This window comes from Pseudomonas sp. 9.2(2024) (genome assembly GCF_039695385.1).
Classification (GTDB): Bacteria; Pseudomonadota; Gammaproteobacteria; order Pseudomonadales; family Pseudomonadaceae; genus Aquipseudomonas; species Aquipseudomonas paraglycinae.
The window spans coordinates 1663673-1685276 of record NZ_CP155585.1 but is presented as its reverse complement, the minus strand read 5'-3'; the positions used below and the strand labels follow the sequence as shown (position 1 = coordinate 1685276).

19 protein-coding genes are annotated in these 21604 nt (G+C 60.9%); 15 read left to right on the top strand and 4 right to left on the bottom strand.

Annotated features, from left to right (window positions below; all coding sequences use genetic code 11):
- The first annotated feature begins 37 nt into the window (after positions 1-37).
- Positions 38-2884, top strand: a complete 2847-nt coding sequence (gene rapA / locus ABFB52_RS07520; protein WP_011332809.1) for an RNA polymerase-associated protein RapA — start codon at positions 38-40, stop codon at positions 2882-2884.
- Between the two features lie 202 nt (positions 2885-3086).
- On the opposite strand, the gene ABFB52_RS07515 is transcribed toward rapA, so the two are convergent.
- Positions 3087-4436 carry an MFS transporter gene (locus ABFB52_RS07515; protein ID WP_129973619.1) on the bottom strand — a complete coding sequence of 450 codons (1350 nt, stop codon included), beginning with the start codon at positions 4434-4436 and terminating at the stop codon, positions 3087-3089.
- Between the two features lie 303 nt (positions 4437-4739).
- Between ABFB52_RS07515 and ABFB52_RS07510 the strand changes: the two genes are divergently transcribed.
- Together ABFB52_RS07510 and ABFB52_RS07505 are read left to right on the top strand one after the other, a co-directional pair.
- Entirely contained in the window at positions 4740-5093 is a 354-nt protein-coding gene (locus ABFB52_RS07510; RefSeq protein ID WP_007959180.1) for a YkgJ family cysteine cluster protein, read from the top strand.
- A 163-nt stretch (positions 5094-5256) separates the two neighbouring features.
- Positions 5257-7539, top strand: coding sequence for a bifunctional diguanylate cyclase/phosphodiesterase (locus tag ABFB52_RS07505; RefSeq protein ID WP_129973620.1), 2283 nt, complete (start codon positions 5257-5259; stop codon positions 7537-7539).
- Here ABFB52_RS07505 and ABFB52_RS07500 read toward each other — a convergent pair.
- Positions 7430-8326, bottom strand: a complete 897-nt coding sequence (locus tag ABFB52_RS07500) for an NAD(P)-dependent oxidoreductase (protein ID WP_165369557.1) — start codon at positions 8324-8326, stop codon at positions 7430-7432. The genes ABFB52_RS07505 and ABFB52_RS07500 overlap by 110 nt on opposite strands.
- Before the next feature lie 197 nt (positions 8327-8523).
- On the opposite strand from ABFB52_RS07500, the gene ABFB52_RS07495 reads away from it, so the two are divergent.
- Positions 8524-10725, top strand: a complete 2202-nt coding sequence (locus ABFB52_RS07495) for a hypothetical protein (RefSeq protein ID WP_074691419.1) — start codon at positions 8524-8526, stop codon at positions 10723-10725.
- Positions 10726-10975: 250 nt separating this feature from the next.
- Here ABFB52_RS07495 and ABFB52_RS07490 read toward each other — a convergent pair whose 3' ends face one another.
- A complete protein-coding gene (locus ABFB52_RS07490; RefSeq protein WP_085748193.1) occupies positions 10976-11281 on the bottom strand; it encodes a DUF2288 domain-containing protein in 306 nt (101 codons plus the stop codon).
- A 352-nt stretch (positions 11282-11633) separates the two neighbouring features.
- Between ABFB52_RS07490 and ABFB52_RS07485 the strand changes: the two genes are divergently transcribed.
- From ABFB52_RS07485 to ABFB52_RS07445, 9 genes are all read left to right on the top strand, one after another.
- Positions 11634-12761, top strand: a complete 1128-nt coding sequence (locus ABFB52_RS07485) for a branched-chain amino acid ABC transporter substrate-binding protein (RefSeq protein ID WP_085605380.1) — start codon at positions 11634-11636, stop codon at positions 12759-12761.
- Between the two features lie 231 nt (positions 12762-12992).
- Positions 12993-13916 (top strand): high-affinity branched-chain amino acid ABC transporter permease LivH, encoded by a 924-nt coding sequence (gene livH, locus ABFB52_RS07480; protein ID WP_007959165.1) that lies wholly within the window; start codon positions 12993-12995, stop codon positions 13914-13916.
- Positions 13913-15169, top strand: a complete 1257-nt coding sequence (locus ABFB52_RS07475; protein ID WP_007959162.1) for a high-affinity branched-chain amino acid ABC transporter permease LivM — start codon at positions 13913-13915, stop codon at positions 15167-15169. Before livH ends, ABFB52_RS07475 begins: the two co-directional genes overlap by 4 nt.
- Positions 15166-15933 (top strand): high-affinity branched-chain amino acid ABC transporter ATP-binding protein LivG, encoded by a 768-nt coding sequence (livG, locus tag ABFB52_RS07470; protein WP_007959160.1) that lies wholly within the window; start codon positions 15166-15168, stop codon positions 15931-15933. Before ABFB52_RS07475 ends, livG begins: the two co-directional genes overlap by 4 nt.
- Positions 15934-16635 (top strand): ABC transporter ATP-binding protein, encoded by a 702-nt coding sequence (locus ABFB52_RS07465; protein WP_003222380.1) that lies wholly within the window; start codon positions 15934-15936, stop codon positions 16633-16635.
- Between the two features lie 157 nt (positions 16636-16792).
- A complete protein-coding gene (locus ABFB52_RS07460; protein WP_011332799.1) occupies positions 16793-17098 on the top strand; it encodes a DUF2282 domain-containing protein in 306 nt (101 codons plus the stop codon).
- Positions 17099-17123: 25 nt separating this feature from the next.
- A complete protein-coding gene (locus ABFB52_RS07455) occupies positions 17124-18011 on the top strand; it encodes a DUF692 domain-containing protein (protein WP_129973622.1) in 888 nt (295 codons plus the stop codon).
- On the top strand, positions 18008-18766 hold the full coding sequence (locus ABFB52_RS07450) for a DNA-binding domain-containing protein (RefSeq protein ID WP_129973623.1): 759 nt from the start codon (positions 18008-18010) through the stop codon (positions 18764-18766). Before ABFB52_RS07455 ends, ABFB52_RS07450 begins: the two co-directional genes overlap by 4 nt.
- Positions 18763-19278: a DoxX family protein gene (locus ABFB52_RS07445; RefSeq protein WP_129973624.1), complete on the top strand. Its 516-nt coding sequence runs from the start codon at positions 18763-18765 to the stop codon at positions 19276-19278. Before ABFB52_RS07450 ends, ABFB52_RS07445 begins: the two co-directional genes overlap by 4 nt.
- Here ABFB52_RS07445 and ABFB52_RS07440 read toward each other — a convergent pair.
- Positions 19227-20135, bottom strand: coding sequence for a LysR family transcriptional regulator (locus ABFB52_RS07440; protein ID WP_129973625.1), 909 nt, complete (start codon positions 20133-20135; stop codon positions 19227-19229). The genes ABFB52_RS07445 and ABFB52_RS07440 overlap by 52 nt on opposite strands.
- Before the next feature lie 103 nt (positions 20136-20238).
- Here ABFB52_RS07440 and ABFB52_RS07435 point away from each other — a divergent pair, with 103 nt between their 5' ends.
- Positions 20239-20838, top strand: a complete 600-nt coding sequence (locus ABFB52_RS07435; protein ID WP_085748188.1) for a short chain dehydrogenase — start codon at positions 20239-20241, stop codon at positions 20836-20838.
- 59 nt (positions 20839-20897) lie between these two features.
- A complete protein-coding gene (locus ABFB52_RS07430) occupies positions 20898-21551 on the top strand; it encodes a hypothetical protein (RefSeq protein ID WP_085748187.1) in 654 nt (217 codons plus the stop codon).
- Positions 21552-21604 lie beyond the last annotated feature (53 nt).

Genomic DNA, 21604 nt, shown 5'->3' with positions numbered 1-21604 from the left:
AAGATAGCCCGCTTTTTCAAGGTGGGAGTCAGGCAGCATGGCGCAGCAGTATCAACCGGGGCAACGCTGGATCAGTGACAGCGAAGCAGAGCTTGGTTTAGGCACCGTTCTGGCACAGGACGGCCGCTTGTTGACCGTGCTTTACCCGGCCACTGGCGAGACTCGCCAGTACGCGCTACGGAATGCGCCCCTCACCCGCGTGCGGTTCTCGCCCGGCGACTCGATCACTCACTTCGAAGGCTGGAAGATGACTGTCCAGCAAGTCGACGACGTCGACGGCCTGATGGTCTATCACGGCCTCAACGCGCAAAACGAAGCGGTCACCCTGCCGGAAACCCAGCTGTCGAACTTCATTCAGTTCCGTCTGGCCAGCGACCGTCTGTTCGCCGGCCAGATCGACCCGCTGGCCTGGTTCTCCCTGCGCTATCACACCCTGGAACACACCAGCCGCCAGTTGCAGTCCGCGCTGTGGGGCCTGGGCGGCGTGCGTGCACAACCGATCGCCCACCAGTTGCACATTGCCCGTGAAGTCGCCGACCGTATCGCGCCGCGCGTATTGCTGGCGGACGAAGTGGGTCTGGGCAAGACCATCGAAGCCGGTCTGGTGATCCATCGCCAGCTGCTGTCGGGCCGCGCCAACCGCGTGCTGATCCTCGTACCGGAAAACCTCCAGCACCAATGGCTGGTGGAAATGCGCCGCCGCTTCAACCTGCAGGTTGCGCTGTTCGACGAAGAACGCTTCATCGAAAGCGATGCCACCAACCCGTTCGAAGACACCCAGCTGGCCCTGGTGGCGCTGGAGTGGCTGGTCGACGACGAAAAGGCGCAAGACGCGCTGTTCGCTGCCGGTTGGGACCTGATGGTGGTCGACGAAGCCCACCACCTGGTCTGGCACGAAGACAAAGTCAGCCCGGAATACTCGCTGGTTGAACAGCTGGCCGAAGTCATTCCCGGCGTGCTGCTGCTCACCGCCACCCCGGAACAACTCGGTCAGGACAGCCACTTCGCCCGTCTGCGCCTGCTCGACCCGAACCGTTTCCATGACCTGGCCGCCTTCCGCGCCGAGAGCGAAAACTATCGCCCGGTGGCCGAAGCCGTTCAGGAGCTGCTGGACAAGGGTCGCCTGTCGCCGGCCGCGCACAAGACCATCCACGGTTTCCTCGGCAACGAAGGTGAAGCCCTGCTCACCGCCGTCAACGATGGCGACACCGAAGCCAGCGCCCGCCTCGTGCGTGAACTGCTCGACCGCCACGGCACCGGCCGCGTGCTGTTCCGTAACACCCGCGCCGCCGTGCAGGGTTTCCCGGAGCGCAAACTGCACCCGTACCCGCTGCCATGCCCGGACGAATACCTCGAACTGCCGCTGGGCGAACACGCCGAGCTGTACCCGGAAGTCAGCTTCCAGGCCCAGCCGGACGCCAGCGAAGAAGAACGCTGGTGGAAATTCGACCCGCGCGTCGAGTGGCTGATCGACCAGCTGAAAATGCTCAAGCGCACCAAAGTGCTGGTGATCTGCGCCCACGCCGAAACCGCGATGGACCTGGAAGACGCCCTGCGCGTGCGCTCCGGCATCCCGGCCACGGTGTTCCACGAAGGCATGAACATCCTCGAGCGTGACCGCGCCGCCGCCTACTTCGCCGACGAAGAGTTCGGCGCGCAGGTGCTGATCTGCTCGGAAATCGGCAGTGAAGGTCGCAACTTCCAGTTCGCCCACCATCTGGTGCTGTTCGATCTGCCGTCGCACCCGGACCTGCTGGAGCAGCGGATCGGTCGTCTCGACCGGATCGGCCAGAAGCACATCATCGAACTGCACGTGCCGTACCTGGAAACCAGCCCGCAAGAGCGCCTGTTCCAGTGGTACCACGAAGCCCTGAACGCGTTCCTCAACACCTGCCCGACCGGCAACGCCTTGCAGCATCAGTTCGGCCCGCGCCTGCTGCCGCTGCTCGAAGAAGCCGACGACGGCGAGTGGCAAGCGCTGATCGACGAGGCGCGCACCGAGCGCGAACGTCTGGAAGCCGAGCTGCACACCGGTCGCGACCGTCTGCTGGAGCTCAACTCCGGCGGCGCCGGCGAAGGTGAGGCGCTGGTCGAGGCCATCCTCGAACAGGACGATCAGTTCGCCCTGCCGATCTACATGGAAACCCTGTTCGACGCGTTCGGCATCGACAGCGAAGACCATTCGGAAAACGCCCTGATCCTCAAACCGAGCGAGAAGATGCTCGACGCCAGCTTCCCGCTGGGCGACGACGAAGGCGTGACCATCACCTACGACCGCAACCAGGCGCTGTCGCGCGAGGACATGCAGTTCATCACCTGGGAACACCCGATGGTGCAGGGCGGCATGGATCTGGTGCTGTCCGGGTCGATGGGCAACACCGCCGTCGCGCTGATCAAGAACAAGGCGCTCAAGCCAGGCACGGTGCTGCTGGAACTGCTCTACGTCAGCGAAGTGGTTGCCCCGCGTTCGCTGCAACTGGGCCGTTACCTGCCGCCGGCCGCCCTGCGCTGCCTGCTCGATGCCAACGGCAACGACCTGTCGTCGCGCGTGGCGTTCGAAACCCTGAACGATCAACTGGAAAGCGTGCCGCGCGCCAGCGCCAACAAGTTCATCCAGGCCCAGCGCGATCAGCTGACGCCACGGATCAACGCCGGTGAAGACAAGGTCACCCCGCGCCACGCCGAGCGCGTGGCCGAGGCCCGCCGCCGTCTGGCAGCCGACACCGACGAAGAACTGGCACGCCTGACCGCATTGCAGGCGGTCAACCCGACTGTACGCGACAGCGAACTGGACGCCCTGCGCAAGCAGCGCGAACAAGGTCTGGCGATGCTCGACAAGGCAGCACTGCGACTGGAAGCGATCCGGGTACTGGTGGCAGGCTAAACCGCCCTGCTCCATCGCCAAAAACGAAAAGGCCCGCAGCGATGCGGGCCTTTTTGTTTGCCTGTCCCCCCCCCGATCGTTCCCACGCTCCGCGTGGGAATGCCTCAAGGGACGCTCCGCGTTCCAGCTCTCGAATGGGACGCAGAGCGTCCCGGGCTGCATTCCCACGCGGAGCGTGGGAACGATCAGGCGATGCAGGTCATCAAGCGGTAACGGCCTGACTCTGCGGCTCAACCACCGCCACCAGCCCCTCCTTCATCCGCTTCGCATCCCGCACAAAACAGCGTGAGGCGAGGAACAGGAACACCATGGTCAGGAACAACGCCACCGGGATCAGGTACATCGCATCATGCAGGCCGACGGCCTTGAACGCCTCGGTCATCTGCTCGGCGCCTGCCGCGACCATCGCCGATTTCGCGAAGTGATCCGACAAACCGCCGACCACCACAGGCCCCAGACCGCCACCGAGCAAATACAACCCGGCAAAGAACAGCGCCATCGCCGTGGCTCGCAGGCGTGGTTCGACCACGTCTTGAATCGCCGTGTACACACAGGTGTAGAAGTTGTAGGCGAACAGCCAGCCGACGCTGAACACCGCGACGAACACCCCGATCTCGATGCGCCCGGCATGCAGTGCCCACGCCGTGCACAGGGTCGAGATGACCAGACTGAACGCGGCAAACAGCAGTCGGCCGTTGGCCACCCGCTGGTGAATCTTGTCGGCGATCCAGCCGCCGAGGGTCAGGCCGATCAACCCGGTTACACCGACGATCACCCCGGTCGCCACTGCCGCTTCCTGCAACGGCATCAGGAAGTAACGCTGGAGCATCGGCACCAGAAAAGAATTGCAGGCGTAGGTCGCAAAGTTGAAGCACAGCCCTGCCATCACCAGCCACAGGAAGGTCGGCACGGCGAGAATCCGGCGAATCGGCTTGTCGACTTTCTCCTGCGACACCTGCACGGTTTCCGCCGCGCCACGTTTGGGTTCCTTGATGAAGAACATGAACACCGCCAGCACCAGCCCCGGTACGGCGGCGATGAAGAACGGCGCGCGCCAGCTGTCGAACGCCTTGACCATCCAGCCGATGGTGAAGAAGGCCAGCAGCAGCCCCAACGGCAGGCCGAGCATGAAAATGCCCATGGCCCGGGCCCGGCGATGAGCCGGGAACAGGTCGCCGATCAGCGAGTTGGCGGCAGGTGCGTAACTCGCTTCACCGATGCCGATGCCCATGCGCACCAGCAGGAAACTCCAGAAACTGCCGACTAGACCGTTGACCGCCGTCAGCGCGCTCCAGGTCGCCAGGCCCCAGCCCATCAGTTTGCTGCGCGAGCCAGTGTCGGCCATGCGCCCCAGCGGCAGGCCGGCAATGGCATAAACGATGGTGAACGCAGTGCCGACAATCCCCAGCTGAAAGTCGCTGAGGTGCCATTCCATGCGGATCGGTTCGATGATGATCGCCGGGATGGTGCGATCGAAGAAGTTGAACAGGTTGGCGAGGAACAGCAGGAACAGAATGCGCCAGGCATTCGCCGCTTGGGTCGAGTTCTGCATGGGTCCGTCTCTTTATTGTTATTAGGGCTTCACTGCCAACGCATCCGAGCCCGGAACCTGCAATCTAGTCACGCTCGTCGGAGCTGTCTGTGATCATTCGTCAGCCTGATGACGGGCCATGGCCGTGTAACGAAACGTAAGCCCTTGAAATGCTTCGAATCCCCCTAAAACCGGGGGTTTTGCGGAAAAATCCGGCAATGAAAAAATACTTTCTCGCCCCCCTTCCCAACGCCGTGGCAAAGCCTAGAATGGCCGCCGGATCCGTCCGGATCCTGCCGATCAATCCCTTTGATACCCCCGCCCATGTCCGAAGTCAGTCCGTGTCTGAATTGCGGTGCCTGCTGTTCCCATTTTCGTGTTTCTTTTTTCTGGGGTGAATGCGCATCCTCCGGCGGGACCGTGCCCGATGAACTGGTCACTCAGATCACGCCCAGCCGGGTCGCGATGATCGGCACCGACCGCAAGGCGCCACGTTGTACCGCGCTGGAGGGCGAAGTCGGAAAATCGGTGGCCTGCACGATCTACGACAAGCGTTCCAGCCCCTGCCGCGAGTTCGAAGCGTCGTGGGAAAACGGCGAACAGAACACCGACTGCGACAAGGCGCGTGCCCGTTTCGGCCTGCCGCCGCTGCAACCGCACTGGAATGAAGTCGCCTGAGTTCAGGCGTTTCAACGCTTAGCGCCAAACGCTATGACGCTCATGCCAAAATCATTAGCGCCAATGTGCCACTACCGCTTGCACGCCAAAAACCGCCTCTATACTGCAAACATTCGCCTGCGTTGATGACGCAGTAAGGACGCACTCAGAGACGGGGCATGCTATGGAGTGGCTTGGTTTGCAATTTGTTGCCGAGCAGCCGGAGAGCGGGCAGGTCATCCTCAATTGCACACACAATCCCCTGTTGGTGCTGGTGGCCTACCTGGTCGCCTGCGCCGCGAGTTTCGCCACCCTAGACATGGCCGAGCGGGTCGTCCACGCTGAAGAGCCCGGTTCGCAACGCCTGTGGCGCTGGATCGGCGCAACCTGCCTGGCCGGCGGCATCTGGGCCATGCACTTCATCAGCATGCTGGCGTTCCAGGCGCCGATCGACATCCAATACGATCTGCCCGTCACTCTGTTCTCCCTGGTGATCGCGTTACTGGCGTCCTGGCTGGCCATGCACACCCTCAGCCATCCACAGCCGAGCCTGCTGCAATACCTCAAGACCGCTATCGTCATCGGCCTGGGCATCGCCGGCATGCACTACGTCGGCATGGCCGCCATCGAATCCGCCGCCACGGCTTACTACGAGCCCATCCTGTTCGTGTCATCGATCGTGATCGCCATCGGCGCCAGCTTCGCCGCGCTGTGGGTGGCCGGTTATTTGCGCGAAGGCAGCGGCCTGCACATCCAGATGCTCAAGTACGTGGCGGCGCTGATTCTCGGTGCGGGCATCCTCAGCATGCATTTCACCGGCATGGCGGCGCTGCAACTGGTGCTGCCCGAGGGGCAATCGCCGACATTGGCGTCGCAAACCGGTCACTTGCAGTTGGGCCTCACCGTCGCGCTGATCACGCTGCTGATTCTCGGCAGCGCCATCAGCGCCGCATTGGCCGACAAGAAGCTGCAGAACAAGGAGCACGATCTGCGCCGGGTCAACGCCCTGCTCAGCCAGCTTGATCAGGCGCGCATGTCGCTGCAACACGTGGCCAACTACGACGCCCTGACCAACCTGATCAACCGGCGCGGCTTCAATCAGATCTTCGCTGAAAAACTCAGCCAGAAATCCAGCGAAGGCGGCATGCTCGCGGTGATGTTTCTCGACATCGACCATTTCAAACGCATCAACGACAGCCTCGGCCATGACGCCGGCGATGAACTGCTCAAGGTTATCGCCCAGCACATCAAGGGTTCGGTGCGCAGCCATGAAGACGTGGTCGCGCGGTTCGGCGGCGACGAGTTCTGCATCCTCATCGGTCTGCGCGACCGCGAGGAAGCGCGCAACCTGGCCCAGCGCATCATGCTCAAGATGAAAGAGCCGATTGAGCTCGCCGGACGACGCATGGTGATGACCACCAGCATCGGCATCAGCCTGTTTCCCGAAGACGGGTCCACCTGCGATGAACTGCTCAAGCATGCGGATCTGGCGCTGTACCAGTCCAAGGGCGCCGGCCGCAACGGCGTACACTTCTTCGATTCCAACCTGAAGAATCGCGCCAGCCTCGAACTGCAACTGGAAGAGGAACTGCGCCATGCCCTGCGTCAGGAGAACGGTCTGCTGCTGTATTACCAGCCGATCTTCGAACTCAAGACCGGCAAGGTCACCAAGCTCGAAGCGCTGATCCGCTGGCAGCACCCGGTGCACGGCCTGCTCACCCCGGATCGATTCATCGCCATCGCCGAAAACAACGGGCTGATTGCCGAGCTCGACAACTGGGTTCTGCGCAAGGCTTGTGAAGACCTCGGTGAACTGTCGCGCCATGGTTGCGAAGACTTGAAGATCGCCTGGAACTGCTCACCGCTGAATCTGGCCCGGGAGGAACTGGCCAATGAAATCGAGCACGCCTTGCGCAGTGCGGGGGTCGCCCCGGAACGGCTGGAACTGGAAGTCACCGAAAACGCCTTGATGGGCAACATCGCCAACACGCTGGTGCTGCTGCGGCAGATCCGCGCCCTCGGCGTGTCACTGTCGATCGATGACTTCGGCACCGGTTATTCGTCGTTGGCCTACCTCAAACGCCTGCCGCTCAACACCCTGAAAGTCGATCGCTCGTTCATCCTCGACATTCCCAAGGCCAGCGCCGACATGGAGATCGTCCAGGCGATCATCGTCATGGCGCACACCCTGCACTTGCAGGTGGTCACCGAAGGCGTCGAAAGCCTGGAGCAATATGAGTTTCTTGAGCGCTCGGGCTGCGACTTCATTCAGGGTTACCTGCTCAGCCGCCCGGTGCCACTGGCCGAACTGCGCCCGGTGCTGGAGGAAATCAACCAGCGCAAACACGCGCACACGGTCAATCCGCTGAGTTTGGCGCGCGGTACATTTGCACCAGTGTCGCTGGATCCTTCTGCAAAAAGCCCTGCGCCCCATGCAGGCGCATCAGTTGTGCGGCCAATCCGCTGATCGGCGTGGCCGAACCGGTTTCCCGGGAAAACTTCACCGCGGTATCCAGATCCTTGAGCAGCGTGCGCACGTGCCACTTCACCGGCTCGAAACGGCTTTCGGCCATTTGCGGAGCGAGGATCTGCAACGGTCTGGAATCGGCAAAACCTCCGGCCAGCGCCTCGGCGATCAGGCTGGCATCGACTCCGGCCTGCTCGGCCAGCGCCACCACTTCGGCGATTACCAAGGCGTTGCAGGCGACGATCATCTGATTGCAGGCCTTGGTCACCTGACCGGCGCCGACGCCACCCATGTGCGTAACGCGCTGGCCAAGGGCGAGCAACACCGGGCGTACGCGATCAAGATCCGCTGCATCACCGCCGACCATGATCGCCAGACTTCCGGCTTCGGCCCCGACAACACCGCCAGAGACGGGCGAGTCGAGCCAGGCCATGCCTGTCTTGTCGGCCAGCTCGGCCGCCATTTCACGGGTAGCCGTCGGTTCGAGGCTGGAGAAATCCACCAGCAACTGACCGGGTTTCGCCCCTTCAGCCACGCCGGCCGGGCCGAACACCACCTCTCGCACCACCGCTGTGTCCGCCAGGCACAGCATCACCACGTCAGCCTGTTCACAGAGTTCAGCAGGGGTCGCCACCTGCCGGGCGCCGGCCTCGACCAGCGGCGCGCACTTGGCCGGGTTGCGGTTCCACACGGTCAGCGGATAACCGGCGGCCAGCAAGCGGCGGCACATCGGCAGGCCCATCAGGCCGATTCCGGCAAACCCCAACGAAGGTCGCGTTGACATCATTTAGCCTCCTTTTGATTAAAGATCGCCGAATAATGGCCGATCCATCATCGATCAGGAAAGGATTCCCCCGCGCGGCACTCAGGCAAAGTCCCTGACGCACGGGCAAAACACGCGCAGAAAAAAGACGCGAGATTCCCATTCCGTGAGGCTCGACGACAGCGGTCGTTGATCCAACCAGTCCAGGTATATGGCGCACAATGACTTCTAAAAACAATCCGGCCACTGCGGTATCCGATCTGACTCTGAGCCCTGCGGCGAACAGCCCTGCCCCGATGAAGCCATTGCCACCCTCGCGCCCGCTGGGCACCCAGCAATACCTGTACTTCACCGAAACCAATACCGACCGCATCCTCGACAACCTCGATGGCCTGCGTGACCTGGTGTTCCCGCGCCCGCCGCACCTGGAAGGCGACAACGAACAGCACAACGACCAGGAATTCCCGTCGGTGTGCCTGATCGGCCTCGGTCGCTGCGGCTCCAACATCGCCCTCGACGTGGCGGAGCTGGTGTACAACGCGCGCAAGTTCTACCTCAACGAATTCAACAACGAGGATCGTCCATCGAGCGATCGTCGCCTGGCCGACAAGGGCTACAGCCCGGCCCAGTGGATCAAGACCAACCTGCGGATCGGCCCGAACAAGGGCAGCAAACCGGTGTTCCTGGTGGAACCGCTGGTGATGCTCGGCGACCTCGACAAGGACATCGCCGGGCGTATCCGTTTCTCGCGCAAGGGCGAAAAAAGCGGTTTCCTGCGCGACTACAGCAAGATGAAGATCATGGACTTGTCGGAAGTCCACGCCGGTGGCGCCGGTAACGCGCCGATCCTCGGCCAGTACCTGGCGAAGATCATCCTGAACAAGGACACCCAGCGCTTCTCCAGCCCTGACTGGAAAATGATCCACTCGTACCTGATCGACAGCTGCGGCATCAAGGCCAACCAGTCGCGCCTGTATTTCTCGATCTTCAGTGCCGGCGGCGGTACCGGTTCGGGCATGGCCTCGGAATTCGGTCTGGCCCAGCAGCACTCGTACATGAACAAGACGTTCGACACCAAGCCGATGGACGAACATGACGGCAAGAGCGGTCATTCGTTCGTGTTCGAGCCGATCTTCACCAGCGGCATCTGCGTGCTGCCGAACATTTCCGACCACCGCAGCGAAATGTCCGAGGCGCTGCACATCAACGCCGGCCGCCTGCTGTGCAAATACCTCTCGGAAGAATGGGATTTCTCGTACAACTTCGCCAACGAAGACAGCAGCGAAGCCAGCGTCATGGGCCGTATCCGCCCATGGAACGCGATGATGCTGATCTCCAACGACATCATGCGTTATGCCGAAGAGAGCGATGACGGCAACATCCAGAACATTGATGTCAATGCGATGGAGAAGCACGCCAACCAGTACATTTCGCAGCAGATCTTCAACATTCTGACGGCCCAGGCCGTCACGACCGACTACGACCAGAACTATTTCCGTCGTGCCGGCATCGACATCGGCGAGACCATTCGCCTGGACGCCAACGACCTGTTCATGAGTCTGGCCGGCCCGGTGGCGATTGCCTACGCCGAATCCGTGGTGCCGGAAACCCCGCCGCCGAGCAGCGACAAGTTCAAGGTGTTCGACAAAGAGCCGCAGCGCCTGAACATCGACGACCTGTTCTTCCGCTCGATCGACCTCCCGCACTTCAACAAAGTGACCCAGGCCATCGAAGGCATCAGCCTGCTGCCGATCGAATCCAAGCGTTATCGTGCGTCGCTGGAGCAATACAAGAACTCCGGCTACGACGCGGCTGCGCTGCACGACCTGCACTTCTTCAAGAACTGCTCGTCGGTGGTCTCGATCGTTTCGCTGCCAAAAGACTACAAGCTGTCGTACATGGACCTGAACCGGTTGAAGACCCACCTCAACAGCCTGTTCCCCAACACCACGCTCAAGCGCTACGCGCTGGTGATCGGTGCGTCCGCCAACTTGTCGCTGACCACTCTGATCGCCAAGAGCCCGTGCCTGTCGGACGACTTCCTGACGCTGATCGTGGCATTCATCAAGCGTTGCTTCGCCAAGACCCCGTACCGTTTCGACGAGACCCTGGACAACTCGATCCTCGATTTCATCATTCAGGAAGAGTTCGACGAAGACCGCATCGACGACCTGCTCAACGAATTCGAAAACCCGGCGAAGATCCTCGATACCAACTGGTACGCGATCAAGCCGATGTACGAGAAGAAGTATCGCGAGTTGATCAACGACAAAGAGAAGTTTGTCTCGATCAACGACATTCGGCTGTCGCGCGATTGCGTGAAGAAGTCGATCAAGTACCTGCGCGAGATCTACCGTCACCGGATCGGCAAGACCAAGGTTATTTCCCTCAATAACCATACCGGCAAGTCTTATTCGGTCTGATCCGGGACCGGGTCGCCCTCATCGCTGGCAAGCCAGCGATGAGGGCCTGAAATTCACTGAAAATTTCAGCCTTTCCAACATCCCGAAACAATTAAGCAGCCGTTAGGCTGCTTACTAAACTGTGCCCGTTACGTTTACGTCACCGTTATGCCACCCCCGCCTGTGGCATTTCTCTACGGCAACGTGCCATCACGCTACTCCGCTACACACTTTTTGCCGGCCGGCACTCGCACCAACAAGGTGCAACCCGTCAGGCCGCTGCCCTTTCCTGGACCAGGATCCACGGCCGGACCACCACCGCCCACATCTCGGGATCGCGCTCGAAAATATCCAGCGCCCGCGTTTCAGACAGCTTGGCGACCTTGTCTTCGGCCAGCCAGGCAGCGACTTTCTCGCCCTGATCCGACGCCACGGCCTCGGCGACCGCGATCAAATCCAGGCTGGCGTCGACCCACAATAGGGCACCTTGGGCGTAGAAGCGCTCCAGCTCTTTCCAGGCAATAGATGCGGTTTCACCAAGCAGCTTGGCATAGAGGGTGCTAGGTTCTTGATTCATGGGACTGTCCGGAAAAGAAATCGGCGCGAATGATAACGTCGGTGGTCCGGCAGAAAAACCCAGTTGCAAAAGGCCGTACCGAACGAAAAGAGCAGGAACGCCAAGGAATGCTGATGATTGGGGTATAAGCCCTCTGAACGTCCCGCCGCAATTCTGTCTTTTTCTTTCATTTAAGCGACACCCTCAGGTTTTGCCCCCTGGCGCCAGCTTCCCAGGCCAACAACCGGCGCTCTACACTGTACCGGTACAGTTGCCGGGGGCTTTTCCGGAGGGTATCGCCTAGATATCTGTCCCGGTTCTGCTGCTACGGCGTCAGGACTCTAAAAAAATACAACAGTAAGAGTGGAGCACTATGACTAAGGCTACTAAGCAGATTTCCAAACTGTTTGCCGCTATGGTTCTGGCCGGGGTTGCCAGCCATTCGTTCGCAGCTGACACCATCAAGATCGGTATCGCCGGCCCTAAAACCGGTCCAGTAGCCCAGTACGGCGACATGCAGTTCAGTGGCGCGAAAATGGCCATCGAACAGATCAACGCCAAAGGCGGCGTCGACGGCAAGAAGCTCGAAGCCGTTGAATACGATGACGCTTGCGATCCAAAACAAGCGGTAGCGGTTGCGAACAAGGTCGTCAACGACGGCGTCAAGTTCGTGGTCGGTCACCTGTGCTCCAGCTCCACCCAGCCTGCTTCGGACATCTACGAAGACGAAGGCGTGATCATGATCACCCCGGCTGCCACCAGCCCGGACATCACCGCTCGTGGTTACAAAATGATCTTCCGTACCATCGGTCTGGACAGCGCCCAGGGCCCTGCCGCCGGTAACTACATCGCCGATCACGTGAAGCCGAAAATCGTCGGCGTGCTGCACGACAAGCAGCAGTACGGTGAAGGCATCGCCACCGCCGTCAAATCCACTCTCGAGAAGAAAGGCACCAAGGTTGCCGTGTTCGAAGGCATCAACGCCGGCGACAAAGACTTCTCCGCGATCATCGCCAAGCTCAAGCAAGCCAACGTCGACTTCGTCTACTACGGCGGCTACCACCCGGAGCTGGGTCTGATCCTGCGTCAAGCCCAGGAAAAAGGCCTGAAAGCCAAGTTCATGGGTCCGGAAGGCGTGGGTAACGACTCGATCACCCAGATCGCCAAGAGCGCTGCCGAAGGCCTGCTGGTGACCCTGCCGAAATCCTTCGACCAGGATCCGGCCAACGTGGCCCTGGCCGATGCATTCAAGGCCAAGAAAGAAGACCCGAGCGGTCCGTTCGTGTTCCCGTCCTACTCGGCAGTTGAAGTAATTGCCGAAGGTATCAAGGCTGCCAAGTCCGAAGATGCTGCCAAGGTGGCTGAAGCCATCCACAAAGGCACCTTCAAGACGCCTACCGGTGACCTGAGCTTCGACGACAAGGGCGACCTGAAGGACTTCAAATTCGTGGTTTACGAATGGCACGAAGGCAAACCTAAAACCGAAGTGTCGCCTCAGTAAGGCCCTGCCTGACTGACTGCCAATAAAGCCCACGGCGTGCCGTGGGCTTTGTTTTACGAATGTATTGGGCCGCGCTGGCGTGATCCGCCAGTCTCCCCACCTGAAAATCTCAAAACCGTCATCAGCGGTTCGCTGGCAAAACCCGGATTCGAAGTGGATAAAGATCCACGGGACCGGGCGGGAAAATGACTCCACCAGTGAAATGCGTATCAGGTTTTTAGGAGCGCTGTAATGCCTGACATCTATCACTTCTTCCAACAGCTGGTTAACGGCTTGAACGTTGGCAGCATGTATGCCCTGATCGCCATCGGCTACACGATGGTCTACGGCATCATTGGAATGATCAACTTCGCCCACGGCGAGGTGTACATGATCGGTTCCTACGTGGCGTTCATCGCCATCGCCGGGCTGACCATGATGGGACTCGAAAGCGTCCCGCTGTTGATGACCGTGGCGTTCATCGCCAGCATCGTCGTCACCAGCTCCTACGGTTACAGCATCGAACGCATTGCCTACCGCCCGTTGCGCGGCAGCAACCGTCTGATCCCGCTGATTTCCGCGATCGGTATGTCGATCTTCCTGCAGAACACGGTTCTGCTGGCGCAAGACTCCAAGGACAAAGCAATCCCCAACCTGATTCCGGGCAACTTCGCCTTCGGCCCAGGTGGCGCACATGAAGTGCTGATTTCCTACATGCAAATCGTGGTGTTCGTGGTGACCCTGATCGCCATGCTCGGCCTCACGCTGTTCATCTCCCGCTCTCGCCTGGGCCGCGCCTGCCGCGCCTGCGCCGAAGACATCAAGATGGCCAACCTGCTGGGCATCAACACCAACAACATCATCGCCCTGACCTTCGTCATCGGTGCTGCGCTGGCGGCCGTCGCGGCCGTGCTGCTGAGCATGCAATACGGCGTGATCAACCCGAACGCCGGTTTCCTCGTCGGCCTCAAGGCCTTCACCGCCGCGGTACTGGGCGGGATCGGCAGCATCCCGGGCGCCATGCTCGGCGGGCTGGTGCTCGGGGTGGCGGAAGCCTTTGGCGCCGATATCTTCGGCGACCAGTACAAGGATGTCGTGGCTTTCGGCTTATTGGTTCTGGTGCTGTTGTTCCGTCCGACCGGCATTCTGGGCCGTCCGGAGGTTGAGAAAGTATGACTAGGAATCTTAAACAGGCGCTGTTCAGCGCCTTGCTGGTCTGGGCCGTGGCCTATCCGGTACTGGGTCTGAAACTGACCATCGTCGGTGTCAACCTGGAAGTGCACAACACCAGCCCGGCCATTCTGGCGACCATCGCCATCTGCTCGGTGCTGATGTTTCTGCGGGTGCTGTTCAACCAGCAGATCAGCAAGGCGTGGCGCTCGTCGCCAGGCATGCCGCTGATTCCGGCCAAGGCCAGCAACTTCCTGACCCTGCCGACCACCCAACGCTACTTCATCATCGCGCTGATCATCGGAGCGCTGGTGTGGCCGTTCTTCGGCTCCCGTGGCGCGGTGGACATCGCGACGCTGATCCTGATCTACGTGATGCTCGGCCTCGGCCTGAACATCGTGGTCGGTCTGGCCGGTCTGCTCGACCTGGGTTACGTCGGCTTCTACGCCGTCGGTGCCTACAGCTACGCGCTGCTGTCGCACTACTATGGCCTGAGCTTCTGGATCTGCCTGCCGATTGCCGGCCTGATGGCGGCGACGTTCGGCTTCCTGCTCGGCTTCCCGGTGTTGCGTCTGCGCGGCGACTACCTGGCGATCGTGACCCTTGGCTTCGGGGAAATCATCCGCCTGTTCCTGCGTAACCTGACCGACATCACCGGCGGCCCGAACGGCATCAGCAACATCGAGAAACCGACGTTCTTCGGCCTGACCTTCGAACGTAAAGCCGCAGAAGGGATGCAAACCTTCCACGAGTATTTCGGCCTGCAGTACAACTCGATCAACAAGGTGATCTTCCTCTACCTGGTTGCTCTGTTGCTGGCACTGGCGGCGCTGTTCGTGATCAACCGCCTGCTGCGCATGCCGATCGGCCGTGCGTGGGAAGCGCTGCGTGAAGACGAAATCGCCTGCCGTGCGCTGGGTCTCAACCCGACCGTGATCAAGCTCTCGGCGTTCACCCTCGGCGCGGCATTTGCCGGTTTCGCCGGCAGCTTCTTCGCCGCCCGTCAAGGTCTGGTGACGCCGGAATCGTTCACCTTCATCGAGTCGGCGATCATCCTCGCCATCGTGGTGCTGGGCGGCATGGGCTCGCAGCTGGGCGTGATTCTCGCGGCCGTTGTGATGATCCTGCTGCCGGAAATGATGCGCGAGTTCAGTGAGTACCGCATGTTGATGTTCGGCGCCCTGATGGTGCTGATGATGATCTGGCGACCTCAAGGTCTGCTGCCCATGCAACGTCCTCACATGGAGCTGCGCAAATGAGCCGCGAGATCCTGAAAGTCGAAAATCTGAGCATGCGCTTCGGCGGCCTGCTGGCGGTCAACGGCGTGGCCCTGACCGTGAAGGAAAAACAGGTGGTGGCACTGATCGGGCCGAACGGCGCGGGCAAGACCACCGTGTTCAACTGCCTGACCGGTTTCTACCAGCCATCGGGCGGCAGCATCCTGCTGGACGGCGAGCCGATTCACGGCCTGCCGGGCCACAAGATCGCCCTCAAAGGCGTGGTGCGCACCTTCCAGAACGTGCGGTTGTTCAAGGACATGACGGCGGTCGAGAACCTGTTGATCGCCCAGCACCGTCACCTGAACACCAACTTCCTGTCCGGCCTGTTCAAGACCCCGGCGTTTCGCAAGAGCGAGCGCGAGGCCATGGAGTTCGCCGAGTACTGGCTGGAAAAGGTCAACCTGAAAGAGTTCGCCAACCGCCCCGCCGGCACCCTGGCCTACGGTCAGCAGCGCCGTCTGGAAATCGCCCGCTGCATGATGACCCGTCCGCGGATCCTCATGCTCGACGAGCCGGCCGCCGGCCTGAACCCGAAGGAAACCGAAGACCTCAAGGCGCTGATCAGCGTGCTGCGTGAAGAGCACAACGTGACGGTGCTGCTGATCGAACACGACATGAAACTGGTCATGAGCATTTCCGACCATATCGTCGTAATCAACCAGGGCACGCCCCTGGCCGACGGCACGCCGGAACAGATCCGCGACAATCCTGAAGTGATCAAAGCCTACCTGGGGGAAGCGTAAATGCTGCAGTTCGAAAACGTTTCCACCTTCTACGGCAAGATCCAGGCCCTGCACAGCGTCAACGTCGAAGTCCGCCAGGGCGAGATCGTGACCCTGATCGGCGCCAACGGTGCCGGCAAGTCCACGCTGCTGATGACACTCTGCGGTTCGCCGCAGGCCCACAGCGGCAGCATCCGCTACATGGGTGAGGAACTGGTCGGCCAGGACTCGTCGCAGATCATGCGCAAGAGCATCGCCGTAGTACCGGAAGGTCGTCGGGTGTTTGCCCGTCTGACCGTCGAAGAAAACCTGTCCATGGGCGGATTCTTCACCGACAAGGGCGACTATCAGGAACAGATGGACAAGGTTCTCGGACTTTTCCCACGTCTGAAAGAACGCTTCAACCAGCGCGGCGGCACCATGTCCGGCGGCGAACAGCAAATGCTCGCCATCGGCCGTGCACTGATGAGCAAGCCGAAACTGCTGCTGCTCGACGAGCCGTCGCTGGGCCTGGCACCGATCATCATCCAGCAGATCTTCGACATCATCGAACAGCTGCGCAAGGACGGTGTAACGGTGTTCCTGGTCGAGCAGAACGCCAACCAGGCGCTGAAAATCGCTGACCGCGCGTACGTTCTGGAGAACGGCCGGGTGGTGATGCAAGGCACCGGCGAAGCGCTGCTGACCGACCCGAAAGTGCGCGAGGCGTACCTCGGCGGTTGATTGATCGCTTCAAACAGAAAACGGCCTTCGGGCCGTTTTTTTTGTGCCCGGCAAAAAACTTCTACCGATCGCTGTAACGCATCGCCGAGTCGTTTCTCTAGTGGGGCAAGCAAGCGCAATCGCTTGTTCAAACCCAAGTTAAAACCGGAGAAACATCATGACTGCTACCACCCGCACCCTGTCCGCCACCGCCCTGGTTCTGGCCCTCGGTTCTGCTCTGAGCATCGCTGCCGTCTCCACCGCCCACGCCGCTGACGACAACATGGAAAAATGCTTCGGCGTGGCCATGAAAGGCAAGAACGATTGCGCCGCAGGTGCAGGCACCACCTGTGCCGGCACCGCGAAAATGGATCATCAGGCCAACGCCTGGAAACTGGTTCCGAAAGGCACCTGCACCACCACCGAAAGCAAAACCTCGCCGACCGGTTTCGGTCAGCTCGAAGCGTTCAAAGCCAAGTCCTGATCCGGGAGCCGCCCGAGTGTCGATCATGATCACATCCTGCGACCATGCCTTGCGCCGCACTCGGGCAGCCCTCACCGGGCTCCCGTCCCGTGCCGGGCTGGGGCTCAAGAGCGAGCACTTCAGCGAAGTGCTCGATTCACGTCCGGACATCGGTTTCTTCGAAGTCCACGCCGAAAACTACATGGTGGCCGGCGGCCCGTTTCATCATTTTCTGGGTTTGATTCGCGACGCGTATCCGCTGTCGCTGCATGGCGTCGGGCTGTCCATCGGTGCCGAAGGCGCGCTGGATGTCCAGCACCTCAAACGCCTGGCCGCGCTGATCGAGCGCTATCAACCCCACTCCTTTTCCGAACACCTGGCTTGGTCAAGCCACGGCCCGGTGTTCCTTAATGACCTGCTGCCCCTGGCTTACGACACGCCGACGCTGAACCGCGTCTGCGAACACATCGATCAGGTGCAGAACACTCTTAAACGCCCGATGTTGCTGGAAAACCCGGCGACCTACCTGGCGTTCCAGCGCTCGACCATCGACGAAGCCGATTTCATCCGTGAAGTCATCCAGCGCAGTGGCTGCGGTCTGTTGCTGGACGTGAACAACGTCTACGTCTCGTGCATCAACCATCAGCGCGATCCCCTGGCTTATCTCGAAGCATTGCCGCTGCAAGCGGTGGGCGAGATTCATCTGGCCGGGTTTGCCGAAGATTCCGACAGCCTCGGTGATCGCTTGCTGATCGACGATCACGGCGCACCGATCGATCAGGCCGTCTGGTCGTTGTACCGGCAGACGCTGGAACGCGTCGGCCCGGTGGCGACGTTGATCGAACGGGACAATCAGTTGCCTGCCTTCAACGTGCTGTTGGCGGAAGCGCAGCAGGCCGATGAGCTGTTGCTGTGCGCGGGAGGTCGGCCATGAGCACTCAAGCCGCATTCAGCGTCGCGCTGCTCGATATCGACCTGCCCTGCCCCGACGGTTTGTGCAGCGCCAACGGTGCCGACCCGGCCAGCCGTTTCGCGGTGTACCGCAACAATGTTCAGAGCTCGTTGATCAACGCACTGGCCGACAGTTATCCCGTGGTGATGCAGTTGGTGGGTGACGAATTCTTCCGGGCCATGGCCGGAATTTTCGTGCAAAGCCATCCGCCACACAGTCCGTTGATGAGCGACTACGGCAGCGGGCTGGCGGACTTCATCAGTGAGTTCGAACCAGCCGCGAGCGTTCCCTATCTGGCCGATGTCGCGCGGCTGGAACGCTTGCGCACGCAGGCCTACCACGCTGCCGATGTGTTACCCCTGAGTCAGGAGCGAATCGCCGCTGTATTCGCCGATGCCGATGCGCTCAACGAACTGCGCATCGGCCTGCACCCTTCGCTGCATCTGCTCGATTCAAACTTCGCCGTGGTGGACATCTGGGCCGCGCATCAGCACGACGCGACGCTGGCCGGGATCGATCTGCATCACGCCCAACACGCGCTGATCCTGCGCAACGGACTGGAAGTCGAGGTGTTCACCGTGGATCGCGGCGCCAGCCAGTTTATTCGCCAGCTCAAAGCTGGCCTGTCACTCACGCAAGCGCTGGAATCCGCCGAGGCCTTCGACCTCAGCCAGACCCTCGCCCTGCTCATCAGCCGCCACGTCATCACTCATTTCCACCCAAAGGTGTTGTCATGAACAGTCTCATTGCCCGCGCCATCGCGCTGCTGGAGAAAATCCCTCACAGCCTGATCGCCTTCATCGCGCGATTCTCCATCGCAGCCGTGTTCTGGAAATCCGGGCAAACCAAGGTCGAGGGGCTGGTCGTCGACCTGATCGATGGCACCTTCGAGTTCGGCTGGCCACGTCTGGCGGACTCGACGATTCCGTTGTTCAAGAGCGAGTACCACGTGCCGCTGCTGTCGCCGGAAATCGCTGCACATCTGGCCGCGTTTGCCGAACACTTCTTCCCGATCCTGATCCTGATTGGCTTCGCCACACGCTTTTCGGCGCTGGCGTTGCTGGGCATGACCCTGACCATTCAACTGTTCGTGTACCCGGATGCCTACCCGACCCACGGCACCTGGATGGCGGTGTTGCTGTACCTGATGGCCACCGGGCCGGGCAAACTGTCGATCGATCACCTGATCGCCAGGCACTACAACCGGTCCAGCGCCTCGCCGCTGAGCTTGAACCAGCCGATCAGGTAATCCGCCAGCACTTGGGTGCGTTTCGGTAACCCGCCCTGATACGGATGCACCAGGTACATCGGCATGCGCCGGGTCTGAAAATCGCGCAGGAGCCAGCGCAATCGGCCGTCAGCCAATTCCGTCTGCAACAGATAGGACGGCAAGCGAGCGATCCCGGCGCCGGCCAGTGCGGCTTTCTTCAACAGGTTGTAGTGATTGCTGGCGAACGGTCCCGACACCCGCACCCGCAGCAGTTCGTGCTGCTGGTGATAGAGCCATTCCTCGCGACCGCTGTAATGACTGTTGAGCAGGCAACGGTGTTCGGCCAATGCTTGCGGCGTCAGCGGTTCGCCAAAGCGCTCCAGATATTCAGGGCTGGCACAGGTCATTTCCTGCCAGGCCAGCAGCGGCTTGGCCACCAGTCGCTCGTCATTGGCGACCTCGGTGCGGATCGCCAGATCGAAGCCGTCGCGGGAGAGGTCGCGGTAGCTGTTATTCAGCTCCAGTTCGATCTGCACTTCGGGGTATTTCTGCGAGAAGTCCAGCAGCAGGCCATCGAAGAAAGTTTCCCCCAGCGAAACCGGAACCGTCATACGCACCGGACCGGCAATGTCGTCCTTCAATCGCGCCAATGCCTGACGCGCTCGCTCCACCTGGACGACAAGCGCCTGAGCCTGCGGCAACAACGCAGCACCGGCCGCCGTCAGGCTCAGCCGACGCGTAGTACGTTGCAACAACACCACGGAAAATCGTGCCTCCAGCTGACTGATGCGCTTGGACAACTGCCCCTTGCTGCACCCCAATTGCTGCGCTGCCAAGGTAAAACTGCCGGCTTCGATCAACACCGCGAACGCCGCCAGATCATCCATCTCGCTCATGGATTGTTTCCATTTGAAAACCAAAGGTTGCCCATTAGTGCGCTTATCCGCAGAAAAAACCACTCTAGACTGAAACCTCGTTCAATCACTTGAGGCAATCACGATGAAAATTCTGTTGATCGGCGCGGGCGGCACCATCGGTTCGGCCGTGGACAAAGAGCTGTCGCAGCGTCATGAAGTCATTCGTATCGGTCGCAGCAGCGGCGATTTCCAGGTGGATATCAGCGACAGCGCATCGATCCGCAAGCTGTTCGAACAGACCGGCAAGTTCGACGCACTGGTCTGCGCCGCTGGCAACGTGACCTTCGCCCCACTGGGTGAAATGACCGAAGACAGCTTCGCCCTCGGTCTGGAAGACAAGTTGATGGGCCAGGTCAATCTGCTGCTGATCGGCCGTGAGTTCGCCAACGACGGCGCATCGTTCACCTTCACAACCGGCGTGCTCAGCCACGATCCGATCCGCAGCGGCGCTTCGGCTGCACTGGTCAACGGCGCGCTGGACAGCTTCGTCCGCGCAGCGGCCATCGAACTGCCACGCGGCCTGCGGGTGAACTCGATCAGCCCGACCGTGCTGGTCGAAGCCATGGACAGCTACGCCCCGTACTTCCGTGGCTATAAGCCGGTTCCTGCGGCGGATGTGGCATTGGCCTACGCCAAAAGTGTCGAAGGCTTGCAGACAGGTCAGACATTTCACGTGGGCTAAACCCTTGTGATGAACGGTCAGCCTGCGTAACGTGACGGCACTTGTCTGGAGAGCCAAAGATGCGTGTTGCCCGTTCCCTGATCGTTGTTGCCCTGCTCCCGTTGTTTGCCGCGTGCCAGTTGTTCGATGGTGCGCGGGAAAGCGCCTCCCACGTCGGCCAGACGCGGATGCAGGGGCAACTGACCGCTGCCGACGGCAAACTGGTGTTCCAGGCCTGCGGCGAGCAGCGCCAGTACGTGGTCAATGACATCGGCGGCACCAGCGTCCTGCAAGAGGCCGCCACCCTGGCCGATCAACAGGGCAAGCTGTTTGCCGACGTGCGCGGGAAGATCGCCGGCGACCGCCTCGACCTGACCCAGTTGTACCGTGTCGAACGCTCCGGCACTGCCTGCGACGATCCCAACTTCAAACAGTTGATCCTGCGCGCCGCCGGTCATGGCCCGGAGTGGAACGTAAAAGTCAGCGGCAAAGGCCTGGTCATCGATCGCGAAGGTCAGCCACCGCTCGCCGTGCCCTACGTCGAAGAGCAGCTGGGCGACGGTCGCTTCAATCTCAGCAGCGAAGCCAACAACCAGCGCATCGAGCTGTGGGTGGCGCCGCAGCGCTGCGTCGACAGCAGCACCGGCAGCGTGCAGCACATGAGCGCCGAGCTGCGTATCGACGGCAAGGTGCAGCGTGGTTGCGGGTATTTCGGCGGTTCGCGTAACGACTGATCGTTTTACCCTCACGGGATCCGGCCGATGCGGCTTATAATCGCCGCCTTCAA

Bases quoted from the DNA above. Each gene is read 5' to 3' on its own strand.
- rapA (WP_011332809.1), top strand. From the start codon at position 38: ATGGCGCAGCAGTATCAACCGGGGCAACGCTGGATCAGTGACAGCGAA.
- ABFB52_RS07515 (WP_129973619.1), bottom strand. From the start codon at position 4,436: ATGCAGAACTCGACCCAAGCGGCGAATGCCTGGCGCATTCTGTTCCTG.
- ABFB52_RS07510 (WP_007959180.1), top strand. From the start codon at position 4,740: ATGTCCGAAGTCAGTCCGTGTCTGAATTGCGGTGCCTGCTGTTCCCAT.
- ABFB52_RS07505 (WP_129973620.1), top strand. From the start codon at position 5,257: ATGGAGTGGCTTGGTTTGCAATTTGTTGCCGAGCAGCCGGAGAGCGGG.
- ABFB52_RS07500 (WP_165369557.1), bottom strand. From the start codon at position 8,326: ATGATGTCAACGCGACCTTCGTTGGGGTTTGCCGGAATCGGCCTGATG.
- ABFB52_RS07495 (WP_074691419.1), top strand. From the start codon at position 8,524: ATGACTTCTAAAAACAATCCGGCCACTGCGGTATCCGATCTGACTCTG.
- ABFB52_RS07490 (WP_085748193.1), bottom strand. From the start codon at position 11,281: ATGAATCAAGAACCTAGCACCCTCTATGCCAAGCTGCTTGGTGAAACC.
- ABFB52_RS07485 (WP_085605380.1), top strand. From the start codon at position 11,634: ATGACTAAGGCTACTAAGCAGATTTCCAAACTGTTTGCCGCTATGGTT.
- livH (WP_007959165.1), top strand. From the start codon at position 12,993: ATGCCTGACATCTATCACTTCTTCCAACAGCTGGTTAACGGCTTGAAC.
- ABFB52_RS07475 (WP_007959162.1), top strand. From the start codon at position 13,913: ATGACTAGGAATCTTAAACAGGCGCTGTTCAGCGCCTTGCTGGTCTGG.
- livG (WP_007959160.1), top strand. From the start codon at position 15,166: ATGAGCCGCGAGATCCTGAAAGTCGAAAATCTGAGCATGCGCTTCGGC.
- ABFB52_RS07465 (WP_003222380.1), top strand. From the start codon at position 15,934: ATGCTGCAGTTCGAAAACGTTTCCACCTTCTACGGCAAGATCCAGGCC.
- ABFB52_RS07460 (WP_011332799.1), top strand. From the start codon at position 16,793: ATGACTGCTACCACCCGCACCCTGTCCGCCACCGCCCTGGTTCTGGCC.
- ABFB52_RS07455 (WP_129973622.1), top strand. From the start codon at position 17,124: ATGATCACATCCTGCGACCATGCCTTGCGCCGCACTCGGGCAGCCCTC.
- ABFB52_RS07450 (WP_129973623.1), top strand. From the start codon at position 18,008: ATGAGCACTCAAGCCGCATTCAGCGTCGCGCTGCTCGATATCGACCTG.
- ABFB52_RS07445 (WP_129973624.1), top strand. From the start codon at position 18,763: ATGAACAGTCTCATTGCCCGCGCCATCGCGCTGCTGGAGAAAATCCCT.
- ABFB52_RS07440 (WP_129973625.1), bottom strand. From the start codon at position 20,135: ATGAGCGAGATGGATGATCTGGCGGCGTTCGCGGTGTTGATCGAAGCC.
- ABFB52_RS07435 (WP_085748188.1), top strand. From the start codon at position 20,239: ATGAAAATTCTGTTGATCGGCGCGGGCGGCACCATCGGTTCGGCCGTG.
- ABFB52_RS07430 (WP_085748187.1), top strand. From the start codon at position 20,898: ATGCGTGTTGCCCGTTCCCTGATCGTTGTTGCCCTGCTCCCGTTGTTT.